This is a genomic window from Streptomyces synnematoformans (assembly GCF_039531005.1).
Lineage (GTDB): Bacteria > Actinomycetota > Actinomycetes > Streptomycetales > Streptomycetaceae > Streptomyces > Streptomyces synnematoformans.
Window position 1 is genome coordinate 1 of record NZ_BAAAPF010000192.1, and the last position, 14,088, is coordinate 14,088.

A 14,088-nucleotide genomic window follows, 5' to 3' on the forward strand; every position below is an offset into this window, starting at 1 on the left:
ACCGCCGCCGTCGCCCCCGGCGGCAGCCCGTACGAGATCACCGCGGAGACCGGCATCCGCGTGCCGCCCGTCGGCGCCGCCGCGGGCGTCGCCGCCCGCACCACCGCCGCGTACCTGGCCGCCGTGCTGCGCCCCGCGACCGGCTTCGAGCTGCCCGTGGACAGCAGGTCCGGGGACGTGGAGCTGCGCCTCCGCCCCGGGCTGAAGAAGGCCGTCGGCCCCGAGGGCTACGAGCTGACCTCCGGCGGCGACGGCGTGGTGATCTCCGCCGCGCGCCCCGCCGGGCTCTTCCACGGCGTGCAGACCCTGCGCCAGCTGCTGCCCCCGCAGGTGGAGGCGGACACCCCGCAGGACGGGCCGTGGCCGGTGGCCGGCGGGCGGATCACCGACGAGCCCCGCTTCGCGTACCGCAGCGCGATGCTCGACGTGGCCCGGCACTTCTTCACCGTCGAGCAGGTCAAGCGCTACGTCGACCAGCTCGCGCTGTACAAGTACAACACCCTGCACCTGCACCTCACCGACGACCAGGGCTGGCGGCTGGCGATCGACTCCTGGCCGAACCTCGCCGAGTACGGCGGCAGCACGCAGGTCGGCGGCGGCCCCGGCGGGTACTACACCAAGGACGACTACCGCGAGATCGTCGCGTACGCCGCGAGCCGGCACATGACCGTCGTGCCCGAGGTCGACATGCCCGGCCACACCAACGCCGCCCTCGCCTCGTACGCCGAGCTGAACTGCGACGGCGTCGCCCCGCCCCTCTACACCGGCACGAGCGTCGGCTTCAGCTCGCTGTGCGTGCCCAAGGAGGTCACGTACGACTTCGTGGACGACGTCGTACGCGAGCTGGCCGAGCTGACGCCCGGCCCGTACATCCACATCGGCGGCGACGAGGCCCACTCCACCCCGCACGACGAGTACGTCGCCTTCATGGAGCGGGCGCAGGCGATCGTCGGCGCGTACGGCAAGACCGTGGTCGGCTGGCACCAGCTGGCCGGCGCGCACCCGGTCGAGGGCGCCGTCGCCCAGTACTGGGGCACGACCGGCGGCGAGCAGGAGGTCATCGACGCCGCGAAGGCCGGCACGCCGCTGGTCCTCTCCCCCGCCAACAGGACGTACCTGGACATGAAGTACCACGAGGGGACGCCGCTGGGGCTGAGCTGGGCCGGGTACGTCGAGGTGCGGCAGTCCTACGACTGGGACCCGGGTGCGTACATGCGGGGCGGCGTGCCGGAGAGCGCGATCCTCGGCGTCGAGGCGCCGCTGTGGTCGGAGACCATCTCCACCAGCGACCACATCGAGTTCATGGCCTTCCCGCGCGCCGCGGGCGCCGCAGAACTGGGCTGGTCCCCGGCCGCGAAGCTCGGCTGGGACGGCTACCGGGACCGGCTGGCGGCGCAGGGGCCCCGGTGGGAGGCGATGGGGATCGACTTCTACCGGTCGACCCAGGTGCCCTGGGACTAGGCCCGGGAGCACGGCTCGGGAGCAGGGCGCCCGGGAGCAGGAGAGGAGACCCGGCACGGGCCCGCCTCCCCCCGGCGGCTGCCGGTCCGCGGCGGCCGCGGAGCACGCTGAGGGGGGAGGCGGTGGGGGGAGCCCGCCGCTCGGCACGGCCGGAGGCCCGGAAGCCTCCCCGCCGTCCCGAGGAACGCTACGCACGCTAGTGACCCCGACTCCGGCAATGCGCCCAATAGGGACGCCGGGCGCCAGCCTTAAGGCTCTCTTGAGGAACGCATCGGAGGCGCTTAACCCGCCGCCCGCACGGGCGCCGCCGTGCGTGCGGCGGGTTCGCGGGTGCCGTCGTCAGCCGCCCAGCTTCACCTCCCGGGGCGTGCCGTTGCTGCCGCTCCAGCTCGCGTTGAAGCCGAAGGAAACCGAACCGCCGTCCGGTACCGCGCCGTTGTACGGCGTGTTACGGCACCTCACGGTGGACCCGGACTGGGTACAGACGGCGTTCCAGGCGTTCTGGAGGCGCTGTCCGTCGGGGAAGTCCCATTCCACGGTCCAGCCGTCGAGGGCGGCGCCGTCACAGGAGACCCTGACCGTGCCGGTGAAGCCGCCGGGCCACTCGTTGGGCACCGAGTACGCCGCGGTGCACTCCTCCTCCGGGCCCGGGCCGGGCCCGCCGCCGCCGGGGCCGAGGTCGTCGGCGTAGCCGGCGATCCAGGCGAGCGGGGCGTTCCAGTTGATCGTGATCTCGTTGGTGGAGTACGACTCGATGTGGTCGATGTAGCACATCGCCGGCGGGCAGCCCTCCAGCTCCCGCTGGGCCACCGGGTCCTCCAGCTGCGAGTCCGGGCCGCCGGCGATCGAGCCGGGGGCCGGGTTGGGCAGGCTCGGGTCGAGCTGGTTGGCCCAGAACCGGTGGTGCTGGTTCTTCGAGTCCCGCTCGCCGTAGCCGGTGACGTACGACTGGTTCAGCGGGTTGCGGCCCAGCAGGTAGTCCAGGCCGGTGAGCACGGCGTCGCGGTAGCCGGCCTCGCCGGTGAGCCCGTGCGCGGTGGCCAGGACGACCATGTTGTTGAGGACCTGGCTGTTGGAGCCCCAGACGTACCGCCCGCCGTCGGGGGCGTACGGGACGCCGTAGGCGGCGTTCGCGGCGTCGGCCGCGTAGCCGTCGGCGGCGTCGGTGACCATGCCGCGTACGACGCCCAACTGGGCGTCCGTCAACCCGCTGTCGACGGTGGCCAGGTCCAGCGCGCCGAGCCCCGCGGTGGCGGCCCACGACATGCCGCCGCTGGGGAAGACCGCCTCGGCGTCGCCGTGCAGCGGCGAGCCGAGCACGTCCTGCAGGTAGGCGTCCTCGCCGGTGGCCAGGTACAGCTCGGCGGCGGCCCAGTAGAACTCGTCGCTCACGTCGCCGTCGCTGTACGCGCCGCCGCCGGTCCCGTCGTTCGGGTCGGCCAGCATGTCGGGGTGCGCCTCGGCCGCGGTGTACGCGGTCCGGGCGGCCGACAGGCAGCGGTCGGCGAACGCGGCCGTCTCGTCATAGTCCTTGTACAGCCGCGCGCACTGCGCGCCGGTGGCGGCGAGGTTGAGCGTCGCGGCGGTGGACGCCGGGTGCAGCTCGCGCGGCTCCGGGTCCTCGTGCGGCAGCAGGGGCAGCCCGGTCCACTGCTCGTCGTGCAGCTTGTGGTGCGCCATGCCGGCCAGCTCCTCGCCCGCGGGCACCTGCATGGACATCAGGAACTCCAGCTGCCAGCGCGCCTCGTCGAGCACGTCGGGCACGCCGTTGCCCTGCTCGGGCACGGCCAGCTTGCCGTCGCCGATCGGCTCGCCGTCGGCGCCGTCGGTGGTCAGCGTGCGCTCGTACACGCTCATCACCTGGGCGGCGGCGATGCCGCCGTTGACGACGTACTTGCCGTGGTCGCCCGCGTCGTACCAGCCGCCCGCGGCGTCGAGGGTGTAGTCGCAGACCCCGGGCTGGCACGGGACGTCGTCGTCGCCCTGGTTGGGCGCGACGTTCACGTGCCCGGCGGGCCGCGCGTACTCCTCGCCGACCAGGTCGGCGTCGATCTCGATGCCGCTGCGGTTGTGGTAGAAGTACGCGAGCGCGTCGGTGCGCAGCGTGCCGTAGATGTCGTCGCCGATGGTGAACGGCTCGCTGGTCTCGCCGTCGATCGTGACGGTGTAGCCCTCGCCGGCCTCGGTGAAGTCGCCGAAGGCGAAGGTGTGCACGTTCTCCAGCGAGGTCGGGTCGGTGCCCGCGGGCACGGTGGTGCCGCTCGCCTTCTCGGTGCCGTCGGCGGCGTTCAGGGTCCAGGTCAGCGGATCGGTGGCGGCGGTGACGAAGGTGCCGTTCTTCGGCCCCTCGGTGAGGTAGCCGACCTGGTTGACGCGCACCGGCGAGCCGGTGTCCGGGTCGTACGGGGGCCGTTCGGCGCCGCCGCGCAGCGAGACGTCGTCGACGCAGAAGGTGTACGCCGTGTCGCTGCCGCCGATCTGGAAGGCGAGCTGGGCGGCCTCGTCCCCGGCGGTGGCGGTGAAGATGTGCTCGAAGCTCTGCGGGGCGTCGGTGATCTGGTCCGCGGAGGCGAAGAACTGGGCCCACGGCTCCACGGCCTGCTGCACGTTGGTGCGGATGGTCACGGGTGTGCTGGCGGTGGCGGTGTAGCGCAGGGCGTAGGTCTCACCGGCTTCGATGGGCAGGTCGTTCTGGCCCACGATGGCGTCCCACGGGTTGGCGGTGCCGGCGGGCACGTCGGCGCAGAGCTGCCCGTCGACCACGGTGGCGGGGTTGTCCTCCGTCCACCACCAGGGGTCGGTGCCGGCCGCGCTGAAGTCGCCGTTGACGATCAGCTCGGGGCCCTCGTCGGCCGCGGCGGCGCCGCCGGGCGCGGCGAGCGCTCCGGCGACCAGCGCGGCGGCGAGGGCACGGGGTATGTGCCGTCTCACGGAAGGCGTCCTTTCGGATGGGGGTGTGGGGGAGGCGGGGCGCGGCCGCACCCCTCGTCGTCACGGCCGCGCCCCTCGCGGCGGGCTCAACCCGCGGTCCTGCCACGGCCGGTGCGTACCACGGGACTTTCGACGGCGTACGCACCGGCCGCGCGCCGGTGTCAGGGCTCCGTGCCCCACACCGGCTGCCCGGCGACGTACGCGACGACTCGGGGCGCGTCGGTGTACGTGCCGGAGGCGGTGCGGCTGTAGTCGTCCGACTCGTCGAAGGCGGACCAGTCGGTCTTGTTCAGCCGCATCTGGATGTCGCCGGTGGAGGCGCCGGCGGCGAGGCTGCCGGCGCCGGCGGTGAAGCCGACCTCCAGGTAGTGCGTGGCGCCCGGCGTGCCGCCGCCGGCCGCGACCACGCGGTGGGTGATGTTGGCGGAGCCGAGCTGGGCGTAGTCGCAGTGGGTGCCGTAGTTGGCCGAGCCGGACTCGCCGCTGAACCAGTAGCGCACGGTCAGCGTCGACAGGCTCAGCGCGCCCCCGCCGGTGTTGACGATCCGCAGGCCCGGCTTGATCTGGTTGTCGGTGGCGTTCTGGTCGTTGTTGCGGTATTCGACCCGCACCGCGCCGGTGCCGGTGCCGGCCTCGGTCGTCGCCTCGACCGCGGCCGACGGCTGCGAGGCGTTGCCCGCCGCGTCCCGGGCGGCGACCGCGTACGAGTAGGTGGTCTCGGCGGCGAGCCCGGAGTCGGTGAAGGACGTCGTGGACGTGCTGCCGACGGGCGTGCCGTCGCGGTACACGTCGTACGCCGTCACCCGCGTGTCGTCCGTCGAGGCGTTCCACGCGAGCGCGACGCTGCTCCGAGTGGTGCCGGTGACCCGCAGCCCGCCCGGCACGGTCGGCGGCTCGGTGTCGTCGCCGGGGCCGCCGGGGGTCTCGCCGCCGAGCAGTTCGCCGTAGGCGGCGAGGGCGAGCGCGAGGGCGGCCTGGGCCCAGAAGCGGTGGTACGTGAACACCGGCGCGGCGCCGCCGTCGAGGTACGTCTGCACCTTCTCCCAGTCCGGGTCGTCCCGGTACCAGGGGCGCAGGCCGACGAAGGTGACGCCGGGCTCGATGGGGTCGCCGTACGGGGAGGTGCCGGACCAGCCGGCGGGCACGTACACCTCGTCGTCGAACCGGTCGTAGTCGCGGCGCGTCTCGGGGACGGCGACGCCCTTGTCGTCGGCGTGCGCGGCCATGGCGTCGAGCAGCGCCTTGGCCAGCGCGGCGGCGTCGGCGTCCTCGGCCCCGGCGGCGTAGTACACGAGCGTCATGGCCAGCGCGGCGCCGACGCCGACGTCGTCGCCGTAGTCCTCGACGTCCACGTGCAGGCCGGCGTTGTCCCCGGGGTTCGCGGCGTTCCAGGTGTCGGGGGCGCCGGTCCACCGCAGGGTGGCGGGGAAGCGGTAGCTGCCGTCGGCGCCGACGGTGGTCTCGGCGGAGGCCCAGGCGACCCACTTGGTGAGGATCGCCTCGGCGTCGGCGTTGCCGGTGGCGTGGTAGTACTGCGCGACGCGCTCCATGCCCCAGACCTGGAAGCCGAACCAGTTGTTGCTGGGCGGGTCGTGGTAGACGGGCTGCCAGTCGTACGGCATGCCGTAGAAGGTGGGCGTGCCGGCCGGCGGGACGCCGTACGCGCCACCCCAGCTGTTGGTGCAGCCGCCGGCAAGCGCGCCCTCGGTGGACTGCAGCCAGCGCAGGAACTCCAGCTGCCGGGTGAGGGACCTGGCCCAGTCGCCCTGCGCGGAGGGGGACTCGGGGATCAGCTCGGGGACGGTGGACAACGCCCAGGCGGCGAAGGGGTTCTGGTAGCCCTGGTGGGAGGCGCCGTCGCCGATGCGCCAGGCCCAGCCGCCGCCGTCGCCGGTGGAGCCGCCCCAGGCGTAGTACCAGGACAGCAGGTAGTGCTGGGAGCTGCGCCCGGAGCCAGCGGGGCAGCCGGTGGGGCTGTCGCAGTCGCCGATCTGCTTGAAGTACTTGTCGAACATGGCGTAGCGCAGGTAGTCGCCCATCTTCGCGGCCCGCGCGACGGACTCCGTCACCTGGCTCTCGTTGCCCTGCGCCCGCGCCCAGGTCAGCGCCCAGTACGCGGCCTGCACGGCGCGCGCGTCGGCGTCGGGGGCGTTGGTGTACTTCCACTGCCGGGCGTAGGAGGCGTCGCCGACGAAGAGGTCGAGGTAGCCGTTGGGGCCGCCGAACTCGAAGAGGTCAGTGGTGGGCTGCGGGATGGTCTCCCAGACCGACTCCTGGGAGCCGCGCTGGTAGGTGTTGATGTACGACGCACCGGGGCCGGGGCCGTTCTGGCCGCCGGTGCCGGGGGTGTTGCCGTAGCCGTAGGTGTTGTCGAGGTCCATCAGCCAGTGCATGCCGTAGACGTCCATCGTCCCGTACGTCGCGGCCAGTTCGGTGGCGATGGGGTCCTGCCCGACGGGCACGTCGGGGTCGAGCTGGGACGGGTAGGCGGAGACCTCGGGGTGCTCGGGCGCGTAGGTGGCGGGCGAGCCCGGCTGGTAGGAGCCGCTGCTGGCCTGGTCGGCGTGGGACGGGATGATGGAGCGCTCGGCGGTCTCCCAGGCGCCGTTGAACGGGCCCCAGTCGCCGGTGACCCGGCCGTAGGCGGCCTCCAGCCAGATCCAGAAGCTGAACGCCTCCGAGGTGGTCTGGTGGCCGTGGTCGGGCGCCTCGACCATCAGCGTCTCGATGCTGTGGTACGGGATGCCGTCGGGGCTGAAGTACCCGTTGGCGGGGTCCTTGATCTTGTCGTACTGGGCAAGGAAGGCGTCCGTGTACGGGGTGGCGGCGACGGCCTTCGCACCACTGTTCGAGGGTGCCTCGGCGGCGTGGGCGGTGGCGCCGGCCAGGGCCTGGCCGGCGCCGAGGGCGACGAGCGCCCCGCCGGTGGCGGCGGTGAACGATCTTCGTGACAACCGTGCGGGCTCGTCGGGAGTGCGGGGTGCGTGCACGAATCCTCCTGGAAGGTGTTCGGGCGTGCGGACTCGCGAGCGGACGGCGTGGGGGGACAGCCGGGCCGGACGCACGGGGCCTTTGTGCGCCCGGCCCGGCTGAGCAGACCGGACGGGGGGCTGAGACACCCCCGTCCTCGCCTCGCGGAAGGGAGAGGTGCAAGACTTGAAGTGTGGGAGCGCTCCCAATCTCCCTAAGGGTTATGCACCTGTCAAGGCTTCGGACAGAAGTCGGCCCGGTAACAGGGCGGTTGCCGGGACGGCCCGGGCGGCCGCGCGCACGCGTACGCGGGCGGGCCCGGGAGACCCCGGCCCGCCCGCATCCGTTTCGGCCTCGGCGGCCCCCCGGCCCGCCGACGCCCCGGGCTCACCCCGAGGCGCGCACCACCAGCTCCGTCGGCAGCACCACGTGCCGCCCCTCCGCGCCGTCGCTGGCGTCGATCCCCTCCAGCAGCACCCGCACCATGGCCCGGCCCATCTCCTCGGTGGGCTGCCGGACACTGGTGAGCGCCGGGTCGGTGTGCCGGGCCACCGGCGAGTCCTCAAAGCCGACGACCGCCACCTCGTCCGGCACCGCGCGGCCCGCGGCGCGCAGCACCTGCAGCGCGCCCGCCGCCATCACGTCGGAGGCGGCGAAGACCGCGTCCAGCGCGGGCCGGCGCTCCAGCAGCTCCTCCATCGCCCGCTGGCCACCCTCCTCGGTGAAGTCGCCGACCGCTACCAGCCCGGGGTCCTCCTCGCGGCCGGCCGCCTTCAACGCCTGACGATATCCGGCCAGCCGGCAGCTGGCGACGTACATGTCAGAAGGGCCGGTAATGGTCGCGATCGCGCCGCGCTCGCGGCCTATCAGGTGCTCGACGGCCGCCTGCGCGCCGCCGGTGTTGTCCGAGTCGACGTACGGCACGGCCTCGCTCGCCGCCCGCCGGCCGTTGAGCACCGCGGGCAGCCCCATGGCGGCCAGCATCTCCGGCAGCGGGTCGCCCTCGTGCACGGAGACCAGCAGCACCCCGTCGACCCGGTCGGCGCTCAGATACGCCGCCAGCCGCTCCCGTTCCCGGGGCGAGCGGATGAGCGTCAGCAGCAGCTGCTTGTCGGTCTCCGCCAGCTCGGCGCTCACCCCCCGGACGATGTCCGAGAAGTACGGCTCGGAGAACAGCCGGGTCTCGGGCTCCGGGATCACCAGCGCGACCGCGTCCGCGCTGCCGGCCGCCAGCGCCCGCGCCGCACGGTTGGGCACGTACCCCAGCTCCGCGACCGCTCGCTCGACGGCCGTCCGCGCCTGCTCGCTGACCTGGTCCGATCCGTTGATCACCCGGGACACCGTCCCCCTGCCCACCCCGGCCCGCGCGGCGACCTGCTCAAGCGTCGGCCTCCCACCGCGCCCGCCGCGCGCCACCGGCGTCCGCCGATCCCTGACCGCCATTCCACCCTCCCGCGTTATGGCTGTCTGCTGACTGTCCGATTCTCGCCCCCGCCTCCGGTCCACGGGCTGCGCCGAAGCTAACAGCCCCGTAACGGCGCGCGGTCGAGATGTTCGGTCCCTTGACACCCCCTCGCCGACGGGCCACCCTTCAACCAATCACTTCTGGGAGCGCTCCCACTCTACTCGACCCATTGAGAACCCGCACGACAAAGCCCGCCCGAGCCGCCGGTCCGAATCCCCCTCGTACACCTCCGGCAGGTGCGGCACGCGTCAGGGCGCAAGGAGGATGCAGTGCGCAGTTACCGCACCACCCGACGGGCCGTGGGCCTTTTGGCCGCAGCCGTTCTGGGCACCGGGTTGCTCAGCGCGTGCGCGAGCGATGACGACGACGGCGGTTCGGACACCGACTCCGGCGACGGGGGCGGCGGCAAGACCACCATCACGATGGGGCTCTTCGGCACCTTCGGCTTCAAGGAGGCCGGGCTCTACAAGGAGTACGAGAAGCTCAACCCGGACATCAAGATCAAAGAAGATGTCATCGAGCGGAACGAGAACTACTACCCTGCCCTCCTCAACCACCTGACCAGCAACAGCGGTCTGGCCGACGTCCAGGCCGTCGAGGTCGCCAACATCGCCGAGGTGGTCGACACCCAGGCCGACCGGTTCATGGACCTCGGCAAGGTCGAGGGCGTCTCCGAGGACGCCTTCCTGGACTGGAAGTGGCAGCAGGCCACCGCCGACGACGGCAAGACCATCGGCCTCGGCACCGACGTCGGCCCCATGGCCATCTGCTACCGCAAGGACCACTTCGAGGAGGCCGGTCTGCCCACCGACCGCGAGGAGGTCGCGAAGCTCTGGGAGGGCGACTGGGAGAAGTTCCTCGACGCCGGCCGGGACTTCAAGGAGAACGGCCCTGAGGGCGTCGCCTGGGTGGACTCCGCCGACGCCGTGTACGACGGCGCCATCGCCTCCAGCGAGGGCAAGTACTACAACGAAGACGGCGACGTCATCTACAAGGAGAGCCCGGACGTCGCGGCCGCCTGGGACATCGCCGCCGCCGCCGCCGAGGAGAAGCTCACCGGCAATCTCCAGCAGTTCACCAAGCAGTGGGACCAGGCGATGAGCAACGGCGACTTCGCCACCATCTCCTGCCCCGCGTGGATGCTCGGCTACATCCAGGAGAAGGGCGGCAGCAAGTCCGAGGGCAAGTGGGACGTGGCCCGGTCGCCCATGCCCGGCAACTGGGGCGGCTCCTTCCTCGGCGTGCCCGAGTCCGGTGACAACAAGGACGAGGCCGCCAAGCTGGTCGCCTGGCTGACCGCTCCCGAGCAGCAGGCCAAGCTCTTCGCCGAGCGCGGCAACTTCCCGAGCGCCCCGCCGGCGTACGACATGGACGCGGTCAAGACCGCGACCAACCCGTACTTCGGCGACGCCCCGATCGGGGAGCTGTTCTCCGCCTCCGCCCAGGAGATCCCGGTGCAGACGATCGGCCCGAAGGACCAGATCATCGACCAGAACATCGGCAACGGTCTCCAGCTGATCGAGCAGGGCAAGGAGGACCCCGACGGCGCCTGGGACGAAGCCGTCGACGCCGCGGACAACGCTCTGGATCAGTGAGACAACCTGCTATGACGCAGACCGGTACGCCCGTGGACGCGCCCCCCTCAGCCGAGGGGGGCGCGGCCCCGAAACGGGCCGCTCCCGACGACCGGCGGCAGAAGTGGCGCAGCCGCCGCTACCGGTGGGACGCCAAGTTCAGCCCGTACGCCTTCATCTCGCCGTTCTTCCTGTTCTTCGGCGCCTTCGGACTCTTCCCGCTGCTCTACACCGCCTGGGCCTCGCTGCACCGGGTGGAGCTGACCGCGCCCACCGACATGGAGTGGGCGGGCCTGCACAACTACACGCGGCTGCTTGAGGACGACTTCTTCTGGAACTCGCTGTGGGTCACCTTCACCCTCGCGGTGCTCTCCACGGTCCCGCAGCTGCTCATGGCGATGGGCCTCGCGCACCTCCTCAACTACAAGATGCGCGCCGCCTCCCTCTTCCGGGTGGCGATGCTCGCGCCGTACGCCACCAGCGTGGCGGCGGCGACGCTGGTGTTCGCGATGCTCTACGGCCGCGACTACGGGATGATCAACTGGTTCTTCGGCCTGTTCGGCGTGGACGAGATCGACTGGAAGAGCGGCAGCTGGACCTCGAAGCTCGCCATCTCCACGATCGTGATCTGGCGCTGGACCGGCTACAACACCCTGATCTACCTGGCCGCCATGCAGGCGGTCCCGCAGGACCTCTACGAGTCCGCGTCGCTCGACGGCGCCTCCCGCTGGAAGCAGTTCCGCTACGTCACCATCCCCTCGCTGCGGCCCACGATCCTGTTCACCGTCGTGGTCTCGACGATCGGCTCGGTCCAGCTCTTCGGCGAGCCGCTGCTGTTCGAGGAGGGCGCGGGCGCGTCCGGCGGCGCGGACCACCAGTTCCAGACCCTCGGGCTCTACCTGTACGAACAGGGCTGGCGCAACCTGCATCTCGGCCGCGCCGCCGCCATCGCCTGGGTGATGTTCCTGATCCTGGTGGTGATCGGCATCGTCTTCGGCCTGATCTCCCGCCGCCTGCGGAAGAGCTGAAGGGAAGCTCATGGCACTGTTGACGAAAGCCGCCTGGGAAATGGACCGGAAGGACCCCGGCAAGCGCCGGCGGCGCGGTCCGAAGGCCGGGGAGGCCGGCGGCCAGCAGCATGCGGGCAAGCTGACGTACGCCGTCCTGCTGCTCTTCACCGCGATCTCGCTCTTCCCGCTGATCTGGACCGCCGTCGCCGCGTCCCGCACCAACGAGCGGCTGGCGGAGACCCCGCCGCCGATGTGGTTCGGCGGCAACCTCTTCTCGAACTTGGAGACCGCCTGGTCCGATGCGAACATGGGCCTGGCGCTGTTCAACACCACGATCGTGGCCGGGTCGATCGCCGCGGGCACGGTGCTCTTCGGCACGCTGGCCGGCTTCGCCTTCGCCAAGCTGCGGTTCCGCTTCAAGAACATGCTGATGCTGCTGGTGATCGGCACGATGATGGTGCCGCCGCAGCTGAGCGTGGTGCCGCTGTACATGGCGATCGCGAAGCTGGAGTGGATCGACCAGCTGCAGTCGGTGATCCTGCCGTTCATCGTCAGCGCCTTCGGCGTGTTCTTCATGCGGCAGTACCTGATCCAGGCGCTGCCCACCGAGCTGATCGAGGCCGCCCGGGTGGACGGCGCGAGCAGCGTGCGGGTCATCTGGCACGTGGTCTTCCCCGCCGCCCGGCCCGCGATGGCCGTGCTGGGGATGCTGACGTTCGTGATGGCCTGGAACGAGTTCTTCTGGCCGATCATCGCGCTCACCCAGGAGAACCCGACCGTGCAGGTGGCGCTCACCAGCCTCGGCCGCGGGTACATCCCCGACCAGTCGGTCATCATGGCCGGCGCGCTGCTGGGCACCCTGCCGCTGCTGCTGCTCCTGCTGCTGTTCGGCCGGCAGATCGTCGGCGGCATCATGCACGGCGCGGTCAAGGGCTGAGCGGCCGTGGACCGTTCACCCCACGGCCGTCCGGGCCGGGCACCGCCCGAAGCCCGGCCGACCTGACCGACCCCCGTTGTCCACGACGTTCGCCACCTGCCGAGATTGGGAGCGCTCCCAGATGTCCGATACCACCGCCACCTTCCCCGAGGGCTTCCTGTGGGGCACGGCCACCGCCGCATACCAGATCGAGGGAGCCGCCCAGGAGGACGGCCGGACCCCCTCCATCTGGGACACCTTCTCCCACACGCCCGGGAAGACCGCCGGCGGCGACACCGGAGACGTCGCCGTCGACCACTACCACCGGCGCACCGAGGACGTGCGGCTGATGGCCGGGCTCGGCGTGAAGGCGTACCGCTTCTCGGTCTCCTGGCCGCGCGTCCAGCCCACCGGCCGCGGCCCCGCCGTGCAGCGCGGCCTCGACTTCTACCGCGGGCTCGCCGACGAGCTGCTGGAGGCCGGCATCAAGCCGGTGCTCACGCTCTACCACTGGGACCTGCCGCAGGAGCTGGAGACCGCGGGCGGCTGGCCGGAGCGCGACACCGCGCACCGGTTCGCCGACTACGCCCGCCTCGTCGGCGACGCCCTCGGCGACCGGGTGGAGCTGTGGACCACGCTGAACGAGCCGTGGTGCAGCGCGTTCCTCGGGTACGCGGCCGGGGTGCACGCCCCCGGCCGCACCGACCCCGCGGCCGCGCTGCGCGCCGCGCACCACCTCAACCTCGCCCACGGGCTCGCCGTGGACGCGCTCCGGGCCGAGCTGCCGGCCCGCGCCCAGATCTCCGTGAGCCTCAACCCCGCGGTCGTACGCCCGCGCACGGACTCCGAGGCGGACCGGGACGCGGCCCGCCGGATCGACGCGCTCGCCACCCGCATCTTCACCGGCCCGATGCTCGACGGCGCGTACCCGCCGGACCTCCTCGACGACACCGCGCGGCTGACGGACTGGTCGTTCGTACGGGACGGGGACGTGGCGCTCATCCGCCGGCCGCTGGACTCGATCGGCCTGAACTACTACACGCCCACCGTCGTCTCCGCCACCGACGGCGACGCCCCGCCCGAGCGGGCGGACGGCCACGGCGGCGGCGCGTCGCCCTGGCCGGCCGCGGACCACGTCGCCTTCCACCAGCCGCCGGGCGAGCGCACCGCGATGGGCTGGACCGTCGACCCGACGGGCCTGACGGACCTGCTGCTGCGGTTCTCGGCGGACGCGCCGGACCTGCCGCTGTACATCACCGAGAACGGCGCCGCGTACGACGACAAGCCGGAGCCCGACGGCTCGGTCCACGACCCGGACCGCATCGCGTACCTGCACGGGCACATCGGCGCGGTGCACCGCGCGATGCGGGAGGGCGCGGACGTGCGGGGCTACTTCCTGTGGTCGCTGCTGGACAACTTCGAGTGGGCGTACGGCTACGCCAAGCGGTTCGGCGCGGTGCACGTGGACTACACGACGCAGGCGCGCACCCCGAAGTCCAGCGCAAACTGGTACGCGGACCTGATCCGCACGGGCGCGCTGCCGGCGCCCGGCCTCTGACGGACGGCGCGCCGCGCCGCCCCGCGGACCGGCGCGGGGAGAACCGGCGCCGGACTGCACCGCACCCGCGAGACCGGCACCCGGCAGCCGGGTGCCCGAAAGACCGGTGCCCGCCGAACCGGCGACCGGCGGGCACCACCGGGGAGGGCCCGGCCGTCGGAGCCCGGACCTCGGGCCGCCGCGTGACGGGCGGGGGCCGGAGG

8 protein-coding genes are annotated in these 14,088 nt (G+C 72.4%); 5 read left to right on the forward strand and 3 right to left on the reverse strand.

Annotated features, from left to right (window positions below):
- Positions 1 to 1,461 (forward strand): beta-N-acetylhexosaminidase (locus ABD317_RS24310; protein ID WP_344292038.1); only part of this gene is annotated, 1,461 nt, incomplete at its 5' end.
- A 339-nt stretch (positions 1,462 to 1,800) separates the two neighbouring features.
- Here ABD317_RS24310 and ABD317_RS24315 read toward each other — a convergent pair.
- From ABD317_RS24315 to ABD317_RS24325, 3 genes are all read right to left on the reverse strand, one after another.
- Positions 1,801 to 4,392 carry a glycoside hydrolase family 9 protein gene (locus ABD317_RS24315; protein ID WP_344292039.1) on the reverse strand — a complete coding sequence of 864 codons (2,592 nt, stop codon included), beginning with the start codon at positions 4,390 to 4,392 and terminating at the stop codon, positions 1,801 to 1,803.
- 161 nt (positions 4,393 to 4,553) lie between these two features.
- Positions 4,554 to 7,382, reverse strand: coding sequence for a glycoside hydrolase family 48 protein (locus ABD317_RS24320; RefSeq protein ID WP_425582423.1), 2,829 nt, complete (start codon positions 7,380 to 7,382; stop codon positions 4,554 to 4,556).
- Between the two features lie 367 nt (positions 7,383 to 7,749).
- The gene (locus ABD317_RS24325; RefSeq protein WP_344292040.1) at positions 7,750 to 8,805 is read right to left on the reverse strand and encodes a LacI family DNA-binding transcriptional regulator; all 1,056 of its coding nucleotides are present in this window, start codon (positions 8,803 to 8,805) and stop codon (positions 7,750 to 7,752) included.
- A 444-nt stretch (positions 8,806 to 9,249) separates the two neighbouring features.
- Here ABD317_RS24325 and ABD317_RS24330 point away from each other — a divergent pair, with 444 nt between their 5' ends.
- From ABD317_RS24330 to ABD317_RS24345, 4 genes are all read left to right on the forward strand, one after another.
- Positions 9,250 to 10,422 (forward strand): ABC transporter substrate-binding protein, encoded by a 1,173-nt coding sequence (locus ABD317_RS24330; RefSeq protein WP_344292043.1) that lies wholly within the window; start codon positions 9,250 to 9,252, stop codon positions 10,420 to 10,422.
- An 11-nt stretch (positions 10,423 to 10,433) separates the two neighbouring features.
- The gene (locus ABD317_RS24335; RefSeq protein ID WP_027754262.1) at positions 10,434 to 11,429 is read left to right on the forward strand and encodes an ABC transporter permease subunit; all 996 of its coding nucleotides are present in this window, start codon (positions 10,434 to 10,436) and stop codon (positions 11,427 to 11,429) included.
- A gap of 10 nt (positions 11,430 to 11,439) precedes the next feature.
- Positions 11,440 to 12,348: a carbohydrate ABC transporter permease gene (locus tag ABD317_RS24340; RefSeq protein WP_425582424.1), complete on the forward strand. Its 909-nt coding sequence runs from the start codon at positions 11,440 to 11,442 to the stop codon at positions 12,346 to 12,348.
- Positions 12,349 to 12,469: 121 nt separating this feature from the next.
- A complete protein-coding gene (locus ABD317_RS24345) occupies positions 12,470 to 13,885 on the forward strand; it encodes a GH1 family beta-glucosidase (RefSeq protein WP_344292041.1) in 1,416 nt (471 codons plus the stop codon).
- The last annotated feature ends 203 nt before the right edge of the window (positions 13,886 to 14,088 follow it).